This is a genomic window from Pseudoalteromonas sp. S16_S37, from assembly GCF_014694405.1.
In the GTDB taxonomy this organism is placed as follows: domain Bacteria; phylum Pseudomonadota; class Gammaproteobacteria; order Enterobacterales; family Alteromonadaceae; genus Pseudoalteromonas.
This window is the reverse complement of the sequence record NZ_JAAUWV010000038.1, coordinates 21,365-44,832: the sequence shown is the minus strand read 5'-3', so window position 1 is coordinate 44,832 and position 23,468 is coordinate 21,365. Positions and strand designations below refer to the sequence as shown.

General features: G+C 43.6%; 21 protein-coding genes and 1 other RNA gene. 4 read left to right on the top strand and 18 right to left on the bottom strand.

From position 1 onward, the window contains the following. Positions 1-84: 84 nt before the first annotated feature. The 3 genes from gmtX to HC733_RS15550 all read right to left on the bottom strand — a co-directional run bounded on the left by gmtX (position 85) and on the right by HC733_RS15550 (position 1,545). Positions 85-438 carry a gamma-mobile-trio protein GmtX gene (gene gmtX / locus HC733_RS23565; RefSeq protein WP_203219215.1) on the bottom strand — a complete coding sequence of 118 codons (354 nt, stop codon included), beginning with the start codon at positions 436-438 and terminating at the stop codon, positions 85-87. Further along, an RNA gene (ffs, locus tag HC733_RS15555) (signal recognition particle sRNA small type) lies at positions 426-522 on the bottom strand. Before ffs ends, gmtX begins: the two co-directional genes overlap by 13 nt. Before the next feature lie 123 nt (positions 523-645). Then, positions 646-1,545, bottom strand: a complete 900-nt coding sequence (locus HC733_RS15550; protein WP_190365933.1) for a DUF3014 domain-containing protein — start codon at positions 1,543-1,545, stop codon at positions 646-648. A gap of 156 nt (positions 1,546-1,701) precedes the next feature. Here HC733_RS15550 and HC733_RS15545 point away from each other — a divergent pair, with 156 nt between their 5' ends. The 3 genes from HC733_RS15545 to HC733_RS15535 all read left to right on the top strand — a co-directional run bounded on the left by HC733_RS15545 (position 1,702) and on the right by HC733_RS15535 (position 3,546). Continuing rightward, positions 1,702-2,856: a patatin-like phospholipase family protein gene (locus tag HC733_RS15545; protein ID WP_190365932.1), complete on the top strand. Its 1,155-nt coding sequence runs from the start codon at positions 1,702-1,704 to the stop codon at positions 2,854-2,856. A gap of 67 nt (positions 2,857-2,923) precedes the next feature. Further along, entirely contained in the window at positions 2,924-3,271 is a 348-nt protein-coding gene (locus HC733_RS15540; RefSeq protein WP_190365931.1) for a type II toxin-antitoxin system RelE/ParE family toxin, read from the top strand. Then, positions 3,271-3,546, top strand: a complete 276-nt coding sequence (locus HC733_RS15535; RefSeq protein ID WP_190365930.1) for a helix-turn-helix domain-containing protein — start codon at positions 3,271-3,273, stop codon at positions 3,544-3,546. Before HC733_RS15540 ends, HC733_RS15535 begins: the two co-directional genes overlap by 1 nt. 90 nt (positions 3,547-3,636) lie before the next feature. Here HC733_RS15535 and HC733_RS15530 read toward each other — a convergent pair whose 3' ends face one another. After that, positions 3,637-5,604, bottom strand: a complete 1,968-nt coding sequence (locus HC733_RS15530) for a monovalent cation:proton antiporter family protein (RefSeq protein WP_190365929.1) — start codon at positions 5,602-5,604, stop codon at positions 3,637-3,639. Between the two features lie 144 nt (positions 5,605-5,748). Here HC733_RS15530 and HC733_RS15525 point away from each other — a divergent pair, with 144 nt between their 5' ends. Next, the gene (locus HC733_RS15525; RefSeq protein ID WP_190365928.1) at positions 5,749-6,645 is read left to right on the top strand and encodes a GGDEF domain-containing protein; all 897 of its coding nucleotides are present in this window, start codon (positions 5,749-5,751) and stop codon (positions 6,643-6,645) included. A gap of 51 nt (positions 6,646-6,696) precedes the next feature. Here HC733_RS15525 and HC733_RS15520 read toward each other — a convergent pair whose 3' ends face one another. The 14 genes from HC733_RS15520 to HC733_RS15455 form a co-directional block, all read right to left on the bottom strand. Beyond that, positions 6,697-7,044 carry a hypothetical protein gene (locus HC733_RS15520; protein ID WP_190365927.1) on the bottom strand — a complete coding sequence of 116 codons (348 nt, stop codon included), beginning with the start codon at positions 7,042-7,044 and terminating at the stop codon, positions 6,697-6,699. After that, positions 7,037-8,350, bottom strand: coding sequence for a tRNA lysidine(34) synthetase TilS (tilS, locus tag HC733_RS15515; RefSeq protein WP_190365926.1), 1,314 nt, complete (start codon positions 8,348-8,350; stop codon positions 7,037-7,039). Before tilS ends, HC733_RS15520 begins: the two co-directional genes overlap by 8 nt. Positions 8,351-8,402: 52 nt before the next feature. Beyond that, positions 8,403-9,359 carry an acetyl-CoA carboxylase carboxyl transferase subunit alpha gene (gene accA / locus HC733_RS15510; protein WP_190365925.1) on the bottom strand — a complete coding sequence of 319 codons (957 nt, stop codon included), beginning with the start codon at positions 9,357-9,359 and terminating at the stop codon, positions 8,403-8,405. 16 nt (positions 9,360-9,375) lie between these two features. Continuing rightward, entirely contained in the window at positions 9,376-12,867 is a 3,492-nt protein-coding gene (gene dnaE / locus HC733_RS15505) for a DNA polymerase III subunit alpha (RefSeq protein WP_190365924.1), read from the bottom strand. A 2-nt stretch (positions 12,868-12,869) separates the two neighbouring features. Then, complete coding sequence (gene rnhB, locus HC733_RS15500) at positions 12,870-13,466, bottom strand: ribonuclease HII (protein WP_190365923.1); 597 nt, start codon at positions 13,464-13,466, stop codon at positions 12,870-12,872. Then, entirely contained in the window at positions 13,456-14,610 is a 1,155-nt protein-coding gene (gene lpxB / locus HC733_RS15495) for a lipid-A-disaccharide synthase (RefSeq protein ID WP_190365922.1), read from the bottom strand. The genes rnhB and lpxB overlap by 11 nt, the downstream gene beginning before the upstream one ends. Before the next feature lie 81 nt (positions 14,611-14,691). After that, positions 14,692-15,462, bottom strand: a complete 771-nt coding sequence (gene lpxA / locus HC733_RS15490; protein WP_190365921.1) for an acyl-ACP--UDP-N-acetylglucosamine O-acyltransferase — start codon at positions 15,460-15,462, stop codon at positions 14,692-14,694. A gap of 2 nt (positions 15,463-15,464) precedes the next feature. Then, positions 15,465-15,917, bottom strand: a complete 453-nt coding sequence (fabZ, locus tag HC733_RS15485; RefSeq protein ID WP_190365920.1) for a 3-hydroxyacyl-ACP dehydratase FabZ — start codon at positions 15,915-15,917, stop codon at positions 15,465-15,467. A gap of 12 nt (positions 15,918-15,929) precedes the next feature. Continuing rightward, a complete protein-coding gene (gene lpxD, locus HC733_RS15480; protein ID WP_190365919.1) occupies positions 15,930-16,973 on the bottom strand; it encodes a UDP-3-O-(3-hydroxymyristoyl)glucosamine N-acyltransferase in 1,044 nt (347 codons plus the stop codon). After that, positions 16,973-17,491, bottom strand: a complete 519-nt coding sequence (locus HC733_RS15475) for an OmpH family outer membrane protein (RefSeq protein WP_190365918.1) — start codon at positions 17,489-17,491, stop codon at positions 16,973-16,975. The genes lpxD and HC733_RS15475 overlap by 1 nt, the downstream gene beginning before the upstream one ends. Positions 17,492-17,501: 10 nt before the next feature. Further along, positions 17,502-19,973: an outer membrane protein assembly factor BamA gene (gene bamA / locus HC733_RS15470; RefSeq protein ID WP_190365917.1), complete on the bottom strand. Its 2,472-nt coding sequence runs from the start codon at positions 19,971-19,973 to the stop codon at positions 17,502-17,504. A 71-nt stretch (positions 19,974-20,044) separates the two neighbouring features. Next, on the bottom strand, positions 20,045-21,397 hold the full coding sequence (rseP, locus tag HC733_RS15465; protein ID WP_190365916.1) for a sigma E protease regulator RseP: 1,353 nt from the start codon (positions 21,395-21,397) through the stop codon (positions 20,045-20,047). Positions 21,398-21,400: 3 nt separating this feature from the next. Next, positions 21,401-22,594, bottom strand: coding sequence for a 1-deoxy-D-xylulose-5-phosphate reductoisomerase (ispC, locus tag HC733_RS15460; protein WP_190365915.1), 1,194 nt, complete (start codon positions 22,592-22,594; stop codon positions 21,401-21,403). Beyond that, a complete protein-coding gene (locus tag HC733_RS15455) occupies positions 22,591-23,457 on the bottom strand; it encodes a phosphatidate cytidylyltransferase (protein ID WP_190365914.1) in 867 nt (288 codons plus the stop codon). The genes ispC and HC733_RS15455 overlap by 4 nt, the downstream gene beginning before the upstream one ends. Positions 23,458-23,468: the final 11 nt, after the last annotated feature.

Genomic DNA, 23,468 nt, shown 5'->3' with positions numbered 1-23,468 from the left:
GCTTTAATTTGCTCTAATGATGTTGTGGTATTCATTGATCACACCTTAGTTGTTTAGGTTGCAATCAAGTATGCCGGATGGTTTTTACTTATTTGCGCTATCTTGCCGTAAGGTCACAATTAATTGCTGAAAATGCTTACCTGTGCGATTACGGATGGTTTGTGTTGATGGGCCGCCTAGTTCTTTAGACAGCCGCCCGATCGTTGCCATAGAAAAGTCGAGAGGCGTTATTCTACTTTGTTGCTCAAGCACTGCATTCAATACCGTTAAAGCATTGGTGGTTCTTGTGGTATGTAAATGAATTTCGCTAGAAGAAATATAATTGGGCGAGTCAATTAAGAATGAGTTTATAGCTTTAACTTTAAAAAAATATGGGTAATTAGTAAAAGTATTTTTGGTAGATAGAAAAAAGAATTGGGTGGCAGTCTTACCAGCCACATCTCGGCACACAAGTCACAAGCTGTGGCTGCTCCCTTCCGGGCCTGACCAGGTTCACCTGCTATTGTTGCGAGAGGACCAATAAGACTACCATTGAGGGCCTTGTTTGGCGCGGGAAGGATTATCTCTACTTTCGGGTTGAGTTTCAAGGGAAAACTCATTTATTCGCGCCGACTGCTGGATGTTTAAGCAGTCGGCGCTTGTGAGTTACTGATTAAGTGATTTTTGTAGGGCACTTAGGCGCTGTTTTACTTTTTCCATGTTTTCAGGGCCCATACGCAAAAATTGCTTTTGCGCTTCCGATAGTTGCTCCCACTCAGGGTAAGCATAACGATAGGTTACTGAGTCTTTGATAAGTGGCACATTGCTTTGTGGAATAGGCGTATTTAACAGCTCGGTAATGGCTTTGTTAAGCGTGGCGTTAAAGTCATTGCCTTCGTAGCCAATCTCTTCATAGGCTTGTGCGATCAGCGGCTGAAACTTATCTAACATGCGTTTCATTTGTGCAGTGCTCATACCGGTGAGTATATCTACATAAGGCGTGTAACGCTCAAAGCTGTTTGGATCAGTCACCACTATGTCGTCTTCTAGCGCCATAAATGGCTCTTCTGGTTTTTTGACTGGCATGTGTTTTTCAGCAATTTTACCTTTGGCAAGGTTATCAACAAACACCACGCCACGGCGTACCATGTCATCGCTTACTATCAAAGATAAAGCTTTTTCCGTCATAATTTCAGCAACGGTTTGTTTTACCAACTCATCGCTGTCATCAAGCGTTGGTAATGGCACTTCATTTGCAGTTGCTGTTGGTACATTAACAGGCGTCTCATTGCGGTCCATTTGTGGTGGCTGGGCAACAGGCTCTGGCGCTTCAATTGTTTGCGGGTCAATTGCGTTAGATTGCGCAGTATTAATCTGCTCAGTATTTTGCGATTGTTGCTCTACCACATCTTGAGAATACTTAGCGTTGGTTTGCTTTTGTTCATTTTGCTTTGATAAAACAAACACTACAACAATAACCAACGCCACTACAACGGTAGCGGCCAGTAGCAATTGACTACGCGAAGGTTTAGCACTTTGAGAATGATCTGCACCGGACTCAGACATAACAGCTCCATAAATTTAGCTTGAAAAACAATATTCTTTTGAATATTTAAAAATTAAAACATAAAGTAAAAGTTATAGCACTTATAATGCGATGATAGCAGGACTAATTCTACTGACGAGCAATTTAGTAAAAAGTTCATTGTTTTTAGAGGATTTATGAATTTAAAACAACGTTTAGCAAACCGCCCGCCAGTCGCCTTATTATTAACAGGTGGTGGTGCACGTGCTGCTTATCAAGTAGGAGTGCTAAAAGCGCTGGCTTTGAGTATGCCTCGTGCCGCGCCTATTCCATTTCAAATTATTAATGGCACATCCGCAGGCGCTATAAATTCTGCAGCGTTAGCCTGTTACGCCTCTTGTATGCATTTGGCGGTACGCAAAATTGAATGGGTGTGGAAAAGCTTTAACTCTCACATGGTGTACCGTAGCGATTTTATTGGTGCGTTTGGCCATTTGCTAGGTAATGTAATGCGCAGCTTTCAGTCTGGGCATTTAAATCATCCTCCCGCCAGTTTGTTAGATAACTCCCCGCTTCGTGGCTTATTGAACGAAGTGTTAGATCTAACGCGTATCGAGCGTAATCTTCATAAAGGCTTTTTAGATGCGGTATCGGTTACGGTATCAAGCTATTCAACGGGTCGCTCTGTCGCGTACTATCAAGCTAAAGACGCTCAGGCATGGCAACGTGTAAAGCGCCAAGGCGTGCCCGGTCGTATTTCTTTAGATGTTTTAATGGCATCCAGTGCTATTCCCATGGTGTTTCCAAGTGTTCGGGTAAAACATCATTACTATGGTGATGGCTCCATTCACCAACTCTCGCCGCTGAGTCCTTCTATTCATTTAGGCGCCGAGAAAATTTTTGTGATTGGTGTAGAGCAGCCTAAGATCCGTGCGCCGTTGGGTTACGAGCCGCATTTTCCGGGTATGTCGGCCATTGCCGGTCACTTACTCGATAGTGTGTTTAGCGATACGCTGCAATCAGACCTAGAACGGTTAGAGCGTGTTAATCGTACCATTGGCTTGCTGCCTCCAAAAACCCGCGATAAACACCGAGAGCTTAAGCCCATAGAGACATTGGTGGTTAATCCTACGGTTAATTTTAGGGATATTGCCGACCAATATTACGATGATATGCCGCTAGCCATTAAGTTGCTACTGCGTACTATCGGGGTAAAACGCCACTCTAGTTCGAGTTTAACCAGCTACTTATTGTTTGAAAAAAACTACACTCGTCACTTGATAGATATTGGCTATCAAGACGGTATGGCAAGGCTTGACGAAATACGTCACTTTTTAGGGTTAGATGAGTAACGTTGTTAATTGCCCATCAAGCGCTTCTGTCAATTGACAAAGTTCACTTTTATGTTAACATTTACAGATGAGAAAGATAAACTTTTACTGCACCGATGATGGAAAGTGTCCTGTTGAAGAGTTTTTGGACTCTCTAAACAGTAGACAAGCTCAAAAAGTTGCTTGGGTACTTCAATTAGTTGAAGAATTGGATACTGTTCCTACAACGTACCTAAAGAAGCTTGTTAATACTGATGGAATTTGGGAAGTCAGAGTTCAAATAAGTGGAAATATTTTTAGACTCCTTGGTTTTTTTGAAGGTGATAACTTGGTAGTTTTAAACCATGGTTTCCAAAAGAAAACCCAAAAAACCCCATCCAAAGAAATTAAAATAGCAGAAAGTCGTAAAAAAGATTATTTGCGGAGGAAATCATAATGAGTGATCTTCAAAAATATTTAGTTAAGAGAAAAAGCAATGATTCAGAATTTGCTGAAAACTATGATGAAGGGTATCAAGCGTTTAAGTTTGGAGTATTGCTTAAAGAGGCGCGTAAAAGTGCAGGTCTTACACAGTTGGATCTTGCAGATAAACTGCATACTCAAAAAAGTGCAATTTCACGAATTGAAAATCACTCTGAAGATGTAAAGCTATCAACTTTAGAGAAATTTGCGTCAGCATTAGGAAAAAAGTTAGAAATAAAGTTAGTGTAGTGGACAGCTAACAAGAAAATGAATCGTGATTCGAGATAATTTGTCATTTTGAAATACTAAACTAACCTCACACATTATTCTACAGGCTCGTTAGCCATTGAGTAAGTACTGCTCAGCGCGCTCAACGCGTCTAGGCTTGCCTTTAAGAAGTAAAACATCATTGGCTTTGAGCACCATACTTTGCTGTGGCGCAGCCAGCTCCTGGCCGTCACGGCGCAACGCGGTGATTGCCACTTTTTGTTTATCTAGGCTGAGTTCTTCAATGCTTTTGTCTACCGCAAACGCTGACTCAGGCAAAGCCATAGCATGCAAATACTCAAGCCTGTCGATGTTATCACCTTGTGGCTCTTGGTCATCACCGGCAAAAAATCCGTGTAAATACTCATAACGATTATGGCGCTCTTTGCTCACTCGCTTAAAGATACGGCGCATGGGTACACCCGACATATGCAGCACATGCGACACTAACATTAAGCTGGCCTCTAAGGCCTCTGGAACCACCTCTGTCACGCCTAAGGCTTTAAGTGCATCAAGGTGGCTATCATCGGTTGAACGCGCCAGTATTTTAACCTCAGGTGCGACACGTTTTATGGCATCTATCACCTCTTGGCTTTGGTTAAAGTCAGAGCAGGTAATTATCACCAAGCGGGCTTTATCAACATTGGCTTGTTTAAGTAATACTTGTGAACCTGAATAGCCAAACATGACCGGCTCCCCCGCTGTTTGCGCCTCTTCTACAATGCGCGGGTTACGTTCAATTGCCACATACGGAATTGCCTCGGGCTTTAAAAAGCGTGCAATGGTTTGCCCAACTCGACCATACCCTAAAATAACCACATGGTTACTCAAGCTTTCATTAATAATATTTTGCCCAAAGTCATGTTGATAGTGATCTCCATTAACATTGAGCTTTTGTAAAATAACGGGGGTTCGGTCAATCAAATAAGGAGTAACCGCCATAGATAACACCCCAAGTGCAATCAAGAATGACGCGCTATTTAGGTCTAATAAATTATGTTTGCTGGCAAGGGCTACAAGCACAAAACCAAACTCCCCCATTTGCCACAGCAAAATACCCGCTGCAACGGCGTCTTTTTTACGCTCTCCCATTAGCTGGGCTAACAACGCAATAATTAATACTTTTAGCAGTAGCAAAACGGCTAAAGCCAAAACAATATAGCCAATTTTATCAACAACATAAGGTATGTTTAGCTGCATACCTACGGTCACAAAAAATAACCCCATCAAAATATCGCGAAACGGTCTGATCTCGGCTTCTAACTGATGACGATACTGGCTTTCACCAAGCATCATCCCCGCTAAAAAGGCGCCCAAAGCCATCGATAAACCAAACAAATAAGTTAGGCCACCTGCGCAAAGCGCCACCACTATGGTGGTCAGTACAAACAGCTCATCGGTGCGCACAGAGGCAACTTCGTTAAATATTTTCGGCAAAAACCACTTACCTATCGCCCATAGCAAAACACACACAAAGGCGCCTTTGGCTAAGGCAAACATCAGTGCGCCTATTAATACTTGATTATCTGATTGAGCGATTAAAGGCAAAGCAATTAGTAGAGGCACAACAGCAATGTCTTGAAACAGCAACATGCCAATTGCTAGCTGACCTCGGCGTAAATTAAGATTACCGCTTTCTTTGAGAATTTTAACCACCACTGCGGTTGACGATAGCGCCATCAAGCTGGCGATAATAAAGGCACTGAGCCAATCGTAATCAAGCGCTTTGATCACAAACATACCAACGATGGTGGTAATGAGTACTTGTAAACTGCCCAAGCCAAACACCAAGTTGCGCATTGCCATAAGCTTAGGCACTGAAAACTCCAGCCCTAGGCTGAACAATAAAAATACAATACCTAACTCGGCAATAAAGTGCATTTCATAGCTGATACTCATCCAGCCAATACCATGGCTGCCGGCCAATACGCCCGTTACTAAGTACGCCAAAATGGCGGGTAAGCCAATACGCTTGAAAAGCCACACTAAAATCACAGCGGCAAGCAATAAGGCAAAAACCTCGGCAAAAATACTCTGCAAACGGCCTCCAAAGTGTCAAAAATGCGGAAATTATCGAAAGTACTCGTCATTAACTATAGCAAGCAACTGTTTTTCAGCCAGTTTAAATTATTGGCACACTTTTAGCTTAAAGTAAGTAAATAGTAGTAGTTAGGGGAATACTCGATGGAAAATGTCCATATTTTAGCTCAGCGCGTATCTACACGCGGCGATTATTTGCCGTTCGATACTGAGCAATTTATAAATACAAGTGCGGATCCCATCTATAAGCTTGTTGAGCAGCTGCAAACCACGCTGCATATCGACGAGCTGTTGACCGTATTTGCCGAACATGCTCAGCGTATCATTAAGCTTTCAGGGCTGCAGTTTCACTCGTCTTTAGGTGTGAATCAAATGTACGAAAGTGATAACCAGTTTGCGCCTTACAAATTTGAATTAGAGCTTAATGAAGAGCATTTAGGGCAACTTGTTTACTATTGCCAATACCAATTGAGCGAGAGCATTCGAGCAAAACTATGCCGTTTGCATAGCGCCTTGTTATACCCTTTGCGTAATGCGCTCACCTACAACCGAGTGCTAAAACTTGCTACCAAAGACGCACTAACTGGGCTTAACAACCGTAGCCAGTTTACCGACAATTTAGCACAGCGTGTTGAACGCGGCCGTCGTCTGCAAAGTAAGTTTAGCTTGATGCTGCTTGATTTAGACAATTTTAAGCAAGTAAATGATGTACACGGCCATAGCACGGGCGATGAGGTATTAAAACGGTTTGCTGATATTTTAAAGTTGTCGGTACGTAGCACAGACACCGTGTATCGATTTGGTGGTGATGAATTTGCGATTATTATCGACGACCCTGCATTTACCACCAATAAAGTGATAGCAGAGCGAATTATGCATGCTGTACGTACTTGCCATATGCTGTCTAAATATGGCGTAACAACCAGTATTGGTTTTACATTGTCTAACTCTCAAGACTGTGAAAACAGCATTTTCTCGCGCACAGATAAAGGACTTTACCGAGCTAAGGCCGATGGTAGAAACTGCGCAAGAACCATATAGTGAGTCTGATTCGGCTTGGCTCCCCTAGCTGAGCCGAATCGGTATTCTGTGTTACTCTTTATTTAAAAACATGAGCTTATAAATAACGAGTGCCAATGCAAAGCCAAAAAAGTAGCCATTAATAAGCCAAGCCAATGCGATGAAGCTGGTCAGTTCACTAACAATGATCAACAACAATGGCATAAGCAGCGCCAAAATAAAAAAGCTGCCACCTTTTTCATGCCAATAAGCCAACAATGTAGCGGCACTTGCAAAGCCAAATAGCAACGCATACGCAATATTGCTCAAAATAGGCATGCCATCAAAGATGCCAAATACGCTAAACAGCAAAATATTAAACAACAGCGCCCAAACAGCTTTATCTGCTAACGAGCGGCCAATATCTTTGTTATTAACCATCAATTACTTCCCAACGAATACCTTGCTTTGCAACATACATAGAGTGTTCAAAATAATAACCAACAATTTGTACTAGCTGCTCATCATAAAAGATCAACGGCACTTGAGCTCGCTGCCAACTTGGCACACCCGCTTCTTTCAACCAGTGTTTGACAGTGTTTCTACCTGGTTTATTACAAGGCCTTATTTTTGCGTTGAGTAAACCAAACTGAATTGACACACGCTCATTGCTGGCAGGTAGCCTTATCCCCTTACCATGTTCTACCGATAAAGCACGGCCATCATTAAGTGTTATTGGCTCAAGCGCGATATCAAAACACGCATTCGGGGCGTCTTGTGCAACCACAAAGTAAAGCAAGCCTCGGTGCTTTTTCACACACCCTCTACCCATCAAGATATTTACCTGCGCGTCTTGTTTACTGGTTAAGGCCTGATGAAGTAGCTGCTCAAGTTGTACCTTCGAGGGCATTTTCTCATTGCATGACGCTAACCAAGCGCGCACAACATTTGCCTGCCTAAGCTTGCTGAGTGCGTCGAGCTGTTGCAGATCTAGCCGGTTTTTACCTGCGCTACACTGCCGTAAGTCTTGCTGGGTTATCTCTTCAATCAAGCCTTGTTGCTGCTGAAGTATGTCTATACTACGAAGTGCGCTTGGCAAAAAGCCACGAAAACGCGATTTAAGCAAAGGGATCACTTGGTTACGCAAAAAATTACGATCGAAGCGGTCATCTTTGTTCGAGTTATCTTCAATGTGTTCAATGGCAAACATCCGCGCAAATGCTTCGATATCTTCTCGAGAGGCATTTAATAAAGGTCTGATGCAGACCCTGCCCGAGTCTAAAATACGTTGTGTACGCATCGACGTCAGTCCATCAAGGCCCGAGCCGCGTTTTAAACGTAGCAGAAAGGTTTCAAGCTGGTCGTCGCCGTGTTGTCCAAGCACTATGAGACTGTTTACCATTGCCAGTGAGTCTAGAGCCGCATATCGGGCATCTCTTGCTTGTGCTTCAAGGCTATGACGTGCTTTTGCCTTTACTTCTACAGCGGCTGTTTTAAAGTCGATATCAAGCGACTCACACAAGCGCTGACAAAAGTCTCGCCATTTGTCAGAGTCTGCTGATAAGCCATGATCGATATAGATGGCTTCTATAACATATCCTGATATCTGCTCACGAAGTGTGTAACACAAATGCAGTAAAACAACCGAGTCCACCCCGCCAGACAGGGCGATACTCAATGGCTTTTGCTCAGGATTTGACCCGTTTATCGCAACAAAAAAATTTTTATAAAGCGTGGTATTTTTCATAATTCATAACGTAAAAAAGCCGCTTAAGCGGCTTTTTTAGTTTAACATTGGCTTAGCAGTAACCAAAAGACATCAGTCTTTGGTAACGCTGCTCAAGCATGGTTTCAGTACCAAGCTCTTCAAGCTCTGCTAAATCGCGTTTAAGCTGCGCTTTGAGGTTTTTAGCCATACCGTCGTAATCACGGTGTGCGCCACCTAGCGGCTCTTCTACGATATTGTTGATCAAGTCTAATTCTTTAACGCGCTGCGCTGATACACCCATTGCCTCTGCGGCCAAAGGCGCTTTTTCAGCACTCTTCCAAAGAATTGACGCACAGCCTTCAGGTGAAATAACCGAGTAAGTGCTGTATTGCAGCATGTTTACACGATCGCCTACACCAATCGCTAGCGCACCACCAGAACCACCCTCACCAATTACGGTACAGATAGTGGGCACTTTCAGCGCCGCCATCACTTTTAGGTTACGGGCGATTGCTTCACTTTGACCACGCTCCTCTGCACCTACGCCTGGGTATGCCCCTGGTGTATCGATAAAGGTGATGATTGGCATTTTGAAGCGCTCAGCCATTTCCATTAAGCGTAATGCTTTACGGTAACCTTCAGGCTTTGGCATACCAAAGTTGCGTTTGATTTTTTCAGCTGTGTCACGACCTTTTTGCTGCCCGATCACCATAACTGGTTTACCGTCTAAACGTGCAACACCACCTAAAATTGCTGGGTCGTTAGCAAAAGTACGGTCCCCTGCAAACTCATCAAACTCGGTAAAAATGCGCTTGATGTAGTCACGAGTATATGGGCGAAGCGGATGACGAGCTAATTGAGAAACCTGCCAAGCACCCAAGCCTGCAAAGACCTTTTCGGTTAGCTCAACGTTTTTCTCCTTCAAACGCGTGATTTCTTCTTCTAGGCTCAGATCTAAGCTACCTGAGCGGCTAACATTTTGTAACTCTTTAATTTTCGCTTCCAATTCTGCGATTGGAAGTTCAAAGTCAAGATAATTGAGGCTCATGCTCTAAACTACCTAATTAGTTAAATTCTAGTTCTATTTCCTGCGCCGCCATCTGCGATAATCGAGTCAAAAGATCATCGGTTGGCGTCACACACCATTGGGTTCCCAGCGTTAGCTCGGCTAATGCATCCGGACGTTGGTACATAATCTTGATAGGACATGTACCAAACTTATAAGGTTCTAACACTTTTCGTAAATTTTCGAAGAAGTTTGCTTCAATTTGAACCATATTTAATGTCATTTTTATTGCTCTTATGCGTTTTTCTCGCGCCTGAGCTATAGTACATACGTCTCTAGCGGTCATTGTAATGCCACCAGAGAAGTTATCAAAGCTGACCTGTCCGGTTACGACCAAGATTTGGTTAATTTGCAGCAATTCTTGGTAAACTTCAAACTGTTCAGGGAATAAGCGTACATCAATCCGGGCACTCTTGTCATCTAAAGTTATCAGTCCCCAGCGATTCCCCTTCTTATTTATTAGAGTTCTTGCATTAATAACCAACCCTGCTGCGGTAGATTGCACATCACGATTAGTTGGTTGCAAGTCTATCAATCGACCCGATGTATAATGTTTCAGCTCTTTTCTGTACTGATTAATCGGATGCCCTGTAAGATATAAACCTAATGTTTCTTTTTCACCGTCAAGCCATTGATTATCGGTCAGCGGCACTGCGCTGGTAAACGCTTGCTCTACCTGCTCAGGCTCCACAGCAAGCAAGCCAAATAAGTCTGACTGGCCAAGCGACTCGGCTTTATGGTGCTGTTCTGCCGATTTCATCGCATCTGCTAAGCTAGCGAGTAAAGTGGCGCGACCCGGTTGGTTTTTCTCTGGGCCAAGTTTATCTAACGCGCCCGCATAAATAAGCTTTTCAACAACACGCTTATTGAGGCGTTTTAAGTCTACTCGCGCGCAAAAATCAAAAAGATCTTTGAATTCGCCGCCTTTCTCTCTGGCCTCTAATATTGCTTCTACAGGGCCCTCGCCCACGCCTTTAATCGCACCGATACCATACACGATTGCGCCCTGACGGTTAACGGTAAACTTATACATTCCCGCATTGACATCAGGTGGAAGCAGTGTCAACTTCATGTTTTCACACTCATCCACCAAGGTGACGATTTTATCTGTGTTATCCATATCCGCAGACATTACCGCAGCCATAAACTCAGCAGGATAATGGGTTTTCATCCAAAGTGTTTGGTATGACACTAAAGCGTATGCGGCAGAGTGCGACTTGTTGAAGCCATAACCTGCGAACTTCTCTACAAGATCGAAGATTTTCATAGCAAGTTCGCCATCAACACCGTTGGCTATTGCACCTTCTTCAAAGGTTGAGCGCTGCTTGGCCATTTCTTCGGGCTTTTTCTTACCCATAGCACGACGTAACATGTCGGCGCCACCAAGCGTGTAGCCTGCTAACACCTGTGCAATCTGCATTACCTGCTCTTGATATAAGATAATACCGTAGGTAGGCTCGAGAATAGGTTTAAGACTTTCGTGCTGCCATTGTACATCTGGATAAGACAGCTCTTCTCGACCATGCTTACGGTCGATAAAGTTATCTACCATGCCTGATTGCAATGGACCAGGACGAAACAGCGCCACCAGTGCTATCATATCTTCAAAGCAGTCAGGTTTTAGGCGACGAATTAGGTCTTTCATACCTCGTGATTCGAGCTGGAATACCGCGGTGGTTTCTGCTCTGAGTAACAGCTCAATACTCTTTCTATCATCTAGAGGAATGGCATTAATGTCGACTGGCTCCTTGCCTTCTCTTGCCAGTCGCTCGTTGGTCATATCCAGTGCCCACTGCAAAATCGTCAGCGTTCTCAGACCAAGGAAGTCGAATTTAACCAGACCCGCGGTTTCTACGTCATTTTTATCAAACTGCGTTACCGGGAATTTACCTTCTTCATCACAATACAAAGCGGCAAAATCGGTAATCGTGGTGGGAGAAATAACCACGCCCCCTGCGTGTTTACCCGCGTTTCGTGTACAACCTTCCAAAATTCGACACATGTCAATCAGATCGCGTACTTCTTCATCGCCGTCGTACGCTTCAGGAAGGCGTGGTTCTACATCAAATGCCTTAGCCAACGTCATACCTGGGTCGCCCGGTACTAATTTAGAAATACGGTCAACAAAGCCATATGGGTGACCGAGTACCCGTCCAACATCTCGGATAACCGCTTTGGCTGCCATGGTACCAAAGGTAATGATCTGCGATACCGCATCTCGCCCATAGAGCATAGCTACGTGGTCGATTACTTCATCACGACGGTCCATACAAAAGTCAACGTCGAAGTCGGGCATCGAGACACGTTCAGGGTTTAGGAATCGCTCGAAAAGTAAGTCGAACTCTAATGGGTCTAGATCGGTAATTTTAAGCGCATAGGCTACTAAAGAACCCGCACCAGAACCCCGCCCTGGGCCTACAGGGATGTTGTTATCTTTACTCCACTGGATGAACTCCATTACGATTAAGAAGTAACCGGGAAACCCCATCTGGTTGATAACGTCCAGTTCAATCTGTAATCGTTCATCGTATTCTTTGCGCTTTTCTTGGCGCTCTTGCTCATCAGGGAATAAAAACTGTAAACGCTCTTCTAAGCCATCACGTGATACCTTAACTAAGAAGTCTTCAATTTTTAGATCCCCAGTAGGGTAATCAGGTAAGAAATATTTTCCTAACTGTACCGTGACGTTACAACGCTTTGCTATCTCTACTGAGTTCTCAATAGCCTCAGGAATATCGCTAAATAGCTCCAGCATCTGTTCAGGCGTTTTAAGGTACTGTTCTTTTGAAAAACGCTTGGGGCGACGTTTGTCTTCTAGTGTATAACCATCATGAATAGCGACTCGAATTTCATGCGCTTCAAAGTCTTTTTGGTGTAAAAACACCACTTCATTGGTAGCAACAACCGGTATGTCACGCTCGCTGGCAAGGGCGACTGCGGCATGTAAATATTCCTCTTCTTGGGCGCGACTCGTTCGCATTAGCTCCATAAAGAAGTGATCTTGAAAGTGTTGCTCATAGAACGCCAACGTATCGAGTGCAAGCTGCTGATTGCCTTTTAACAGCGCTTTACCCACATCACCATCTTTGCCACCCGAGAGCAGGATAAGGCCAGCTTTATGTTCAGCTAACCATTGCTTATCGACCACTGGACGGTGGAACACATGACCGCGTTGATACGCTTTTGAGATCAATAACGTAAGGTTTTTATAGCCTTCGTTATCTTTAGCCAGCACCACGAGGCGGCACGGCTCATCTGGAAATTCGTCACTTTTGAGCCAAATATCAGCACCAACAATTGGCTTGATCCCCGCGCCATGGGCTGCACCATAAAAACGTACCAAACCACATAAGTTCATCTGATCTGTAATAGCAAATGCTGGTAGCCCTAATTCTTGTGCTCTGGCAACGATAGGTTTCGTTTTCGCCAATCCATCTACCATAGAAAAATCACTATGCACACGTAAATGAACAAACTGAGGCGCAGCCATAATTACAACTCCTTCAGCGCTAAAATACGTTGCACTGGCTTAAAGCTTTTCCTATGGTGTGGTGTAATGCCATGCTGCTCTAGCGCAGCAAAATGTGCTTTGGTTGGGTAGCCTTTATGACCCGCAAAGCCAAATTCAGGAAATTGCGCATCTAAATCCATCATTTCTTGATCTCGAGCGACCTTGGCGATGATTGAAGCGGCACTAATCTCAGCGACCAAACTATCGCCTTTCACCACACTTTGCGCGGCCATTTCCAGCTTAGGTAAGCGATTGCCATCGACAAACACGAAATCAGGGGTGATGCTTAACCCTTCAACCGCACGACTCATTGCTAACATAGTTGCATGCAAAATGTTAAGTTCGTCGATTTCTTCAACCGATGCGCGGGCAATACAATAACACAGGGCTTTTTGCTTTATTTCATCCGCCAATTGTGCGCGCCTTTTCTCGGTTAGCTTTTTTGAGTCCGCTAACCCTTCAATCGGATTGTTAGGGTCAAGAATAACGGCGGCAGTGACCACATCCCCCACTAAAGGACCACGACCGACTTCATCTACACCAGCGATATACTGTACTTCAGGGCGTTCAATCTGCATCAATCAACTCCTCAACTGCATTTGCCGCTTGTTTGCTGGCATCTAGACGGATATTTCGGTGAATATCATAAAACTTTTGAATAAGTGCTTCGTTATTGCCTTTTAACATCGGGTATAAGGCATCTACCAATGCATCCGAGTTACAGTCTTGTTGTAAGAACTCAGGTACTAAAGGCGCATCTGCAAGTAAGTTTGGCAACGAAAAATACTTAATATTAAAGGTAAAAAAGTGCTTGAAGATCCAATAACTCAGTGGCTTAAACTTATAACCCACGACCATGGGTTTTTTATACAGCATTGCTTCTAATGTGGCAGTGCCCGAGGCGAGCAAAACTGCATCTGCCGCTGCCATCACTTTGCTTGACTGGCCATCTACCAAAATAGGGGATAAGTTAGGCGCAACTTGCTGTAAAATCTTTTCAAACTGGGCTCGACGTTTGGCATTTACCAAAGGCACAATAATTTTCAAATTAGGTAATCGTTGGCATAGTTTTTGTGCCGCATGCAGGTAAGTTTCACTAAGCAACCCAACTTCTGAGCCACGACTACCGGGCAATAAGGCCAGTACTAAATCGTCATTACCTAAACCTAGCTCTTGTCGCGCCGCGCTACCGTCGTGATCAAGCGCTATCTCATCTGCTAATGTATGACCGACAAACTTACAAGGTACATCATGCTTATCATAAAATGCTTTTTCAAAAGGCAGCAGTGATAAAACTAAGTTCGTCGCTTCGGCTATTGTAAAAATACGCTTTTGGCGCCATGCCCACACTGATGGGCTAACATATTGAACCGTTTTAATGCCGGCCTTTTTTAGCGGCTTTTCAACTCGCAGGTTAAAATCAGGCGCATCGATCCCCACGTAAATATCAGGCGGATTATCGATAAAGTACTGTACTAGTTGCTTGCGGATTTTTAGCAATCTGGGTAACCGCCCTAGCACCTCTACGAGGCCCATTACAGCTAATTCATCCATATCAAACAAGGTGCGACAACCAGCCGCCTGCATTTTAGGACCAGCAATACCAACAAACTCAGCGTCAGGGTATTTCTCCTTCAACGCTTCAATAAGTCCCGCCCCTAAAATATCACCTGACAATTCACCCGCCACAAGGCCAATAGTTAACTTTTTGTTGTTAGTCATCACATTAATCTATTTATAAATAAAAACGCCATACAAAGCATCGTATGGCGTTTATCAGCATCTTGCTATCACAAGCATTATCTAACGAATAATGCCGCGATCTGAGGTATCTAAAAAGTCTATCATTTGCTGCACCGCAGCAAACTCTGACGCATCTTCTCGCATTGCTGCCACTGCGTCTTCTAAGTTTAAGCTTTTACGATACAATGCTTTGTATGCTCGGCGCACTGCCATAATTTCATCACTACTAAAACCACGACGCTTCATACCTTCGGTATTAATCGCTGCAGGTCTTGCTGGCGTGCCAGTAGTAGTTACAAATGGCGGGACGTCTTTGCTTACGCCCGAATACATGCCAATAAAAGCATGTGCACCCACTTTGCAAAACTGGTGAACCCCAGTATTACCAGCTAGGATTGCCCAATCACCTACATGAACGTGGCCTGCAACACTTGCCCCATTTGAAAAAATAACATTGCTGCCAATCACAGCGTCATGTGCGACATGGGTGTATGCCATAAACAGGTTATTACTGCCTATTTTGGTTACGCCCTGATCTTGAATAGTACCACGATGGATAGTGGCACACTCACGAATGATATTGTTATCACCCATGATAAGTTGAGTTGGTTCATCCTTGTACTTTTTATCTTGGCAAGCTTCACCCACAGATGCAAACTGGTAAATATGATTACCAGAGCCGATGGTTGAAGGTCCTTTGATTACCACGTGTGACTCGATGATACAATTGTCACCTATCACTACATCATTCCCGATGTAACTGTAAGGACCCACAGAGACGTTATCGCCCAACTGTGCGCCAGATTCAATAATCGCAGTAGGATGGATCACTATTAAAACTCTCTTCTTGCGCACATTAGGTCGGCACTACACACAACTTTACCATCGACCTTTGCTTCACCATAGAACTTCCAAATGTTACGACGCTCTTTCACAAAATCGATGTGTAAATGCATAGTATCACCAGGAAGTACCGGTTGCTTAAAACGTGCATTGTCTATTGCTGCGAATAAGTATAGCTCGTTCTCGCTACGATTCTCGACCGTTTTAAAGCCAAGTAGGCCCGTGGCTTGCGCCATTGATTCTAAGATCATGACACCCGGGAAAATCGGTTGTTCAGGAAAGTGTCCTGTAAAAATAGGTTCGTTTATCGTGACGTTTTTTACCGCGTGCAGATACTCACCAGCTTTGTAGTCGATCACTTTGTCAACTAGCAGCATTGGATAGCGATGCGGTAATAACTTTAAGATTTCTTGGATATCAAAACCGTTCAGTTCGTTTGCCAAAATAGCGTCCTTTTATTCTTCGTCTATTGTTTTGAGCTGTTCTGTTAAAGATTCTAAAGCTTTTAAGCGTTGTTTAAAATCAGTCAGATTGCGTAAATGAGCCATGTTGCGTCGCCACTCTTTATTGGTGCTATGAGGCACGCCAGAGGAATAAACACCCGCAGAAGTGATAGATTTGGTGATCATCGACATACCTGTGATGATCACGCCATCACAAATTTCCATATGACCATTGATACCAACTAACCCCGCGATTTGACAGTGTTTGCCAATTTTGGTGCTACCTGCAACCACCGAAGCGCCTGCAATTGCAGTGCCTTCGCCAATTTCAACATTGTGTGCAATTTGGATTAGATTATCTAAAACCACATTATTATGGATAACTGTGTCATCAAGTGCACCTCGGTCAATCACCGTGTTTGCACCTACCTCAACGCTGTCACCAATAATAACGCGTCCAACTTGCGGTATTTTAACCCATTTTCCAGATTGGTTTGCATAACCAAATCCGTCACTACCTATCACAGCGCCCGATTGAAATAAGCAATTTTTACCAATTTCAACCTCATGATAAACACTTACGTTCGCCCAAAGCTTTGTGTTCTCGCCAATTTTTGCGCTGTTACCGACAAAACAGCCTGCGCCAATTTGAACATTGTCACCAAGCACTACATTTGCTTCAATCACCGCATTTGCCGCTATTGCGACATTTTTACCTAATTTAACGCTTTGATGAACGACAGCACTGGGGTGAATGCCTTCTGCGGCCCTCGGTGTTGTATCCATCAATTGCGCTAATTTGGCATAAGCAATATAAGGGTCTTTTACGACCAATTTATTGCCGTCAAAATGTTTTGCGTCAGACTCCGATAAAATCACAGCGCCAGCGTTCGTTGTTTCCAACTGAGCACGGTATTTACTGTTTGCTAAAAAGCTAATATCTTTGTCTGTCGCTTGTGTGAGTGTCGCAATTTTATTAATTTGACACTCACCGTCGCCAACCAGCGTTGCATCTATCGATGCTGCCAGCTGAGCTAAACTATAATGTCTAGTCATTACTTTTTGCTTACCGCTTCAACAACTTTGTCAGAAAGGTCCGCTACTTTATCAGGGTTAAAGTAAATTGTCGTATCTTTTACTTTAACTTCGTCAAACTTACCGCTTTTAGCAACACTTTCGATTGCATCGATAATTAATTTTTGTACTTTGGCTAATTCTTCATTTTGACGCTGTTTAATTGCTTGCTCCAAAGGACGACCCTTTTCTGCTAGCTCTTTTTGCATGCCTTGAATTTTTGTACGTAGAGTTTCTTTATCTGCGTCGCTCATAGTTGCGCCTTCACGTTGAAACTTTTCAACTTCAAAGCGAATATCACCTTGTAGTTTTTCAAGCGCTTGACGAGACTCCGCAAACTCGCTTTGTAGCTGTTGTTCAATTTTAGCCATTTGTGGTAGTTGCTTGTAGATACTCTGCATATCCACAATACCCACTTTATGAGCCAACGCACTTGCTGAAGCGCCCATCATCAATGCCGCCATTAAACCCATTGCTGTCGTTTTTATAAGTTTGTTCACAATTAACTCCTTAGAATGTATTACTGATATTAAAACTGATCGTCTTCGTTTCGTCATCTTCTTCTTTCTTAAGCGGATAAGCAAAACTGATCAGCATTGGGCCCATCGGTGAGATCCACTGAATAGATAAACCGGTAGAAACCCTAAAACGGGTTGGATCTGAGTAATCCGAGAGCTTTTTATATTGGTCTTCATGTAAGTTTGAATATCTATCTACATCAAACTCGGTATCCCATACGTTTGCTGCATCAACAAACAAGCTGGTACGTACTGAACTGGTATTATCTTCATCTAAAAACGGCGTTGGTACAATTAGTTCAGCACCAAGCGTCGCTTTTGCGTTACCACCGATACGACCTCCTGGGTACAAAGTATCAAATTGAGGGTCTCCACCTATATTCGAAGTGGTCGTTCCATCTGGCAACGTTGAACCAGGGATTTCAGTCATGCTACGCTGAATGGCCCTAGGTAAAATAGTGTTGCGCTCAAAACCTCGCAGTTCGTTTTCTGAAATTCTGAAGAATTCTTGGAACGGTAAGGTTTGTTCAAAACCATTGGTTTTACCATAGCCATTACCATATGCCAGACCAGCTCTAGTTGAGAATACCCACTGATGATCGTTACTGATTGGCCAGTAATAACGTGAATCGTAATCAACTTTAAAGTAGTTCAGATCCGAATTCGGTGTGGTTGCTCTAAGGGTTAAACTCTGACGAGAACCATCCGTTGGGAACATACCACGGTTAACCGTTACGCGTGACCAACCAGCACTCAGTTCGTACTTAGTAAAGTCATACGAGCCATCGGGGTCTGTAGGGTCTAAGAATGCCAAGCGTAAAATACGCGTTTGTTCATAATCTGGGATATAATCAAGCTTTTCATCGACCCATCTAGCACCAAAGTTGATACGGTTTATCGCGTTGATTGGAAAACCAAAACTCGTACCAATACCATATTGGCGAGAGTCATAGCCAATTAGACCAACTTTACTACCTTCAAAGTTACTGTAGAAAATATTGCTACCTTGAGATACACCATCAGGGGTAAAGTAAGGATCTGTGTATGAAATGCTATAGCTATCAGAGCTTTTTGAAGTGCTAATACTAAAAGCCAACTGATTACCAGTCCCTAAAAAGTTTGACTCACTTACACCAACATTAAACTGCAACCCACCGTATGAACCATAAGCAACACCCGCTTGGAAACTACCCGCTGGCTGCTCTTTCACAGTAAAATCGACATCAACGAGATCGTCAACACCAGCAATCGGCTTAACTTCAAAGTCTACTTTTTCCATGTATGGTAGACGCTGAATTTGCAATTTAGAACGCTCTAGGCTTTGGTTTGAAAGCCAGGCACCTTCAAGCTGTGTCATTTCACGGCGTACCACCTCATCAGCAGTAACTTGGTTACCATTAACCAAAATACGGCGTACATAAACGCGTTTGCCGGGATTTACTGACAAGGTTAACTGAACTTCTTTGTTCTCGTCGTCAATTTCAGGAATGGTACGAACTTCAGCGTTTGCATAGCCAAAACGCGCAAGGTAGCCTTTGATAAATTCTTCTGATGAGGTAACGATTGAACCGTTATATAGTTCACCTGCTCGCAGCGGAATAATACTCTTAATAAGCTCTTCACGACCAAGCAAGTCACCAATAAAGTCGTAGCCTTTAACCGTGTATGTCTCGCCTTCTGTAATATTTGCCGTTACGTATACTGACTCGCGCTCAGGGCTTACTGATACTTGTGTCGAGTCAATATTGAAACGCAAGTAACCACGGTCTAAGTAGTAAGTGCGAATTTTTTCTAAGTCGCCTTCAATCGCTTGCTTTTGGTAGCGGTCGTTTGACATAAACTTCCACCATGGCAAATCTTGCTGAGATTCAACAAGCTGTAACAGCTCCTCATCAGAAAATAGTTCATTACCCACGAGGTTAATCTGGCGTATAGAAGCAGCATCGCCCTCATCAAACTCTAACTTTAGACGCACACGGTTACGTGGCAGCTCAATAATGCTCACCTCAATCTTGGCGTTATATTTACCAATACTGTGGAAGAATTCAATAAGGCCCTTTTCGATGTTATCGACTACGGTTTTATCCAGCGGCTCACCGATACGAATATTTTGCTGCTCTAAACTTTCATTTAATTGCTCGTCTTTGATGTCTTTATTGCCATCAAAATCTATACCCGCAATTGTTGGCCTTTCTTGTACCTTGAAGATAATTTGCCCACCGTCTCGATATGCGACGATATTGTTAAAGTGACCTGACTTATATAGCGACTTAATGGTTTGAGAAATCGTGTACTGATCAACTGAGTCGCCTACGTTAATTGGAATATGCGTCAATGCCGCTCCCAACGCAACGCGCTGTAACCCTTCTACTTTCATATCTTCAACGATAAAGGAGTTCTGCCCCAAAGCGGCAAAACTAGCGCCAAGTAAACTCGTTACTGCAAGATGTTTTTTTATAGGCATTTTATTATCTTTATCCTTTACAACAGTTCGCGCCTTACGCGCTTTGATGGGCGTCATATTCGCCATTCGAGTTACAACCTCGAGACATCGTTAAGTAATGCAAAACAAGTTAAAGCAATAAGTACTATCGCACCTACCTTAAACCCTAACTCTTGTGTCTTTTCAGAGACTGGTTTTTTGCGAATTAGTTCAATTATGTAATACATTAAGTGCCCACCATCTAAGACTGGCAGAGGCAATAAATTGAAAACACCTAGGTTGACACTAATTAGCGCTAAAAAGCTTAAAAACGCAACAATACCATAACTAACACTAGTGCCAGCACCCACAGCTATACCAACGGGCCCGCTAAGATTTTTCACTGATACCTGCCCTGTAAGCAAGTTACCAATCATGTCGAAACTTAAACGGACCAGCTCAAAAGTTTTCTCAGCGCCGAGCACCATACTATCCAAAGGACCATAATGTCTAGTTTCTATGTATCCGTCTGGCCATTTTTCAAGCAACGGAACCACCCCCAAAAAGCCCTGCATAGTACCATCTTGACCTTGGCGTGCTTGCGGAGTAATTTGAATAATCTGGTTTATTCCATTTCTTTCAATATTTAAAGAGAGGGTTTGGTTAGGGGAAGATTGAATTATCTGAACAAACTGTGGCCAACTTGTGACTGGCTCATTATTTAGCGCTTTGATTGTATCGTTGATTTGCAGCCCAGCAAGCTCTGCGGCTGAATCTTTTGCTATATGTCCAAGGGTTAACGTAAGGGCTGGTCTAAAAGGGGTAATGCCTATGGCAGTCAATGGCGCTTCATCTTGCTTATCAAGTTTCCAGCCATCTACGTTTATTTTTCTAATCGCGATTTGCTGCTGTGCATCTTGAACTTTTACCTCAATAACATCTTCACCAAGATGACTCATCAAGCTGAAGGTTACATCTTGCCACGTACTCACTTGCTTGCCCGACATGCTAATTATGTGGTCGCCCGTTTGGATGTTTGCCATCGCAGCCCGAGAATTTGCCTGCACATCTCCAACAATTGGTTTAGCGCTTTGCACACCTATCATATACATAACAGCAAGTACTAAAATCGCGAACAAAAAATTGGCGATAGGCCCCGCGGCAACCACCGCGATACGCGATAGCACCGGCTTATTATTGAAAGCTAGGTGTTTCTTCTCACTGGGTACATCATCCACGCGCTCATCAAGCATCTTAACGTAGCCCCCGAGTGGGATCATCGCTATCACATATTCAGTGCCATATTTGTCATACCAACGGCAAAGTGGTTTGCCAAAACCGATAGAGAATCTAAGTACTTCTACTCCGGCTTTGCGAGCAACCCAAAAGTGGCCATATTCATGGACCGTGACAAGAATACCGAGTGCAAAAATAAATGAGCCGAGATTCCAAAAAAAATCAAACATAAATTACCTTATACGGTTCACAACTTCGTGAGCAAGCACTCTGGTTTGAGCATCCAGTGCCATCACTTCGTGTACCGAGTTTAAAGAATGTAACCTCGATTTATCAAGTACCTCAGCATTCACTCTATAAATATCGCAAAAGCCAATTTGTTTATTCAAAAATGCGGCAACTGCGATTTCATTGGCCGCATTAACAACCGTTGTTGCCGCCTGCCCTGACTTACATGCATTAATTGCCAAAGCCAAGTTTGGATAACGCTCAAAGTTAGGCTTTGTAAAGGTAAATTCTGATAACGAAGAGAAATCAAGTGGCTGTACCCCGGCGTCAATACGCTCAGGATATGCAAGGCCATAAGCAATGGGTGTGCGCATATCTGGTTGACCCATTTGCGCAATAATAGAACCATCAGTGTACTGCACCATAGAGTGGATCATACTTTGTGGATGAATAACGACTTCAATATCTTGCGCCTGACAAGCAAACAACCATTTGGCTTCAATAAATTCCAACCCTTTATTCATCATGGTTGCAGAATCAACAGAGATCTTCTGCCCCATTGACCAATTTGGATGTGCAACGGCTTCCGCCACAGTGACATCTTTGAGCGTACTAATATCACGATTTAAAAATGGTCCACCGGAGCCAGTTAACAGTATCTTGCTGACGCCAAACTTACTTAGACTCTGTTTTGTATCTTGTTGCAAAGCACTCGGTAAACATTGGTAAATTGCATTATGTTCACTGTCAATAGGAAGCAAAGTAGCGCCATGCTGAACAACTTTGTCCATAAATATCTGGCCTGACATTACCAATGATTCTTTATTGGCCAGAAGTACTTTTTTGCCAGCTTCAACCGCAGCTAAAGTAGGAATTAAACCTGCCGCACCAACAATTGCTGACATTACAATATCAACATCGCCATGGGCAGCTATCTGCGCCATTTGTTTTGTGCCGCAAAGCACTTCGGTGGAGATACCAACAAGACGCTCTGTGAGGCTTTTTGCTGCCTTCTCACAGTCCATAATGGCATACTGAGGACGATGCGCTAAGCATTGCTCAGCCATCTTATCTACGTTTCGACCTGCGGCCAGAGCAAAGACTTGATAACGTTCACTGTTGCGAGCGATCACATCAAGGGTAGACAAACCGATAGAGCCGGTTGCGCCAAGAATAACAACTTGCTCTTTTTGGCTCATAAAGTAACCGTCCACGCGTAACATAAAGCAAAAATAGGAGCTGCGGCTGTTAGGCTGTCAATTCTATCCAAAATGCCACCATGTCCTGGCAAGCAAGTACCTGAATCTTTTAGTCCAACTTCACGCTTAAACATACTTTCCAGTAAGTCTCCAATAGCCGAGAACAACGCGATAAAAACAGTCATAACGGCGTAAATTATCCATAGTTTTTGCTCGACCTGTGCAAAGTGACAAAATACCACCACAAAGATCACCGCGGTGATCACACCACCAATTAACCCTTCAATGGTCTTGTTAGGGCTCACGTTAGGCATTAGTTTATGTTTGCCGAAGTTTTTGCCCGCAAAGTAAGCGCCAATGTCCGCGCTCCAAACAATCCCCAACACGACCATGATCAACGTCGAACCATATTGGTGAGCTTGCTGATATTCAGCGCTGCGTAATACGTTTAGAGCCAGCCAAAGCGGTACTAAGGTAAGCACGCCGGCAACAGCTCGCATCATAACCCCTTCATTCCAAGCTCTTGCCTTAGATGGGTATTTAAAAACTAAAAACGTCGCGACCAACCACCAAGCAAAAGCCAGCGTGAAAACATAATTGGCATCTGCTTGTAACTGCCCACCGTGCCAAAGGGAGGTGATGGGCCAATGCCAATGCAGTAGCAACAAAATAGCCCCCATTAGGGCAACAAAGCCGCCTCGCTTCTTCGCACAAGATAAGCCCATAAATGCGGACCACTCCCAAGCGCCAAGCAATACAATCGCAGCAGCGATAAAACTAAATAGTGCCAAAGGTGTATAAAACACCAACAGCATCGCCAATGGTGCTAGCACCACCGAGGTTAAAATACGTTGTTTTAGCAAACTAATTTACC

Coding starts and splice junctions, on each gene's coding strand:
- accA (WP_190365925.1), bottom strand. CDS start 9,359: ATGAGCCTCAATTATCTTGACTTTGAACTTCCAATCGCAGAATTGGAA.
- HC733_RS15550 (WP_190365933.1), bottom strand. CDS start 1,545: ATGTCTGAGTCCGGTGCAGATCATTCTCAAAGTGCTAAACCTTCGCGT.
- ispC (WP_190365915.1), bottom strand. CDS start 22,594: ATGAGCCAAAAAGAGCAAGTTGTTATTCTTGGCGCAACCGGCTCTATC.
- HC733_RS15520 (WP_190365927.1), bottom strand. CDS start 7,044: ATGGTTAATAACAAAGATATTGGCCGCTCGTTAGCAGATAAAGCTGTT.
- lpxD (WP_190365919.1), bottom strand. CDS start 16,973: ATGACTAGACATTATAGTTTAGCTCAGCTGGCAGCATCGATAGATGCA.
- bamA (WP_190365917.1), bottom strand. CDS start 19,973: ATGCCTATAAAAAAACATCTTGCAGTAACGAGTTTACTTGGCGCTAGT.
- rseP (WP_190365916.1), bottom strand. CDS start 21,397: ATGTTTGATTTTTTTTGGAATCTCGGCTCATTTATTTTTGCACTCGGT.
- HC733_RS15535 (WP_190365930.1), top strand. CDS start 3,271: ATGAGTGATCTTCAAAAATATTTAGTTAAGAGAAAAAGCAATGATTCA.
- HC733_RS15545 (WP_190365932.1), top strand. CDS start 1,702: ATGAATTTAAAACAACGTTTAGCAAACCGCCCGCCAGTCGCCTTATTA.
- rnhB (WP_190365923.1), bottom strand. CDS start 13,466: ATGCAGATTGAACGCCCTGAAGTACAGTATATCGCTGGTGTAGATGAA.
- dnaE (WP_190365924.1), bottom strand. CDS start 12,867: ATGGCTGCGCCTCAGTTTGTTCATTTACGTGTGCATAGTGATTTTTCT.
- HC733_RS15540 (WP_190365931.1), top strand. CDS start 2,924: ATGAGAAAGATAAACTTTTACTGCACCGATGATGGAAAGTGTCCTGTT.
- HC733_RS15525 (WP_190365928.1), top strand. CDS start 5,749: ATGGAAAATGTCCATATTTTAGCTCAGCGCGTATCTACACGCGGCGAT.
- lpxB (WP_190365922.1), bottom strand. CDS start 14,610: ATGACTAACAACAAAAAGTTAACTATTGGCCTTGTGGCGGGTGAATTG.
- tilS (WP_190365926.1), bottom strand. CDS start 8,350: ATGAAAAATACCACGCTTTATAAAAATTTTTTTGTTGCGATAAACGGG.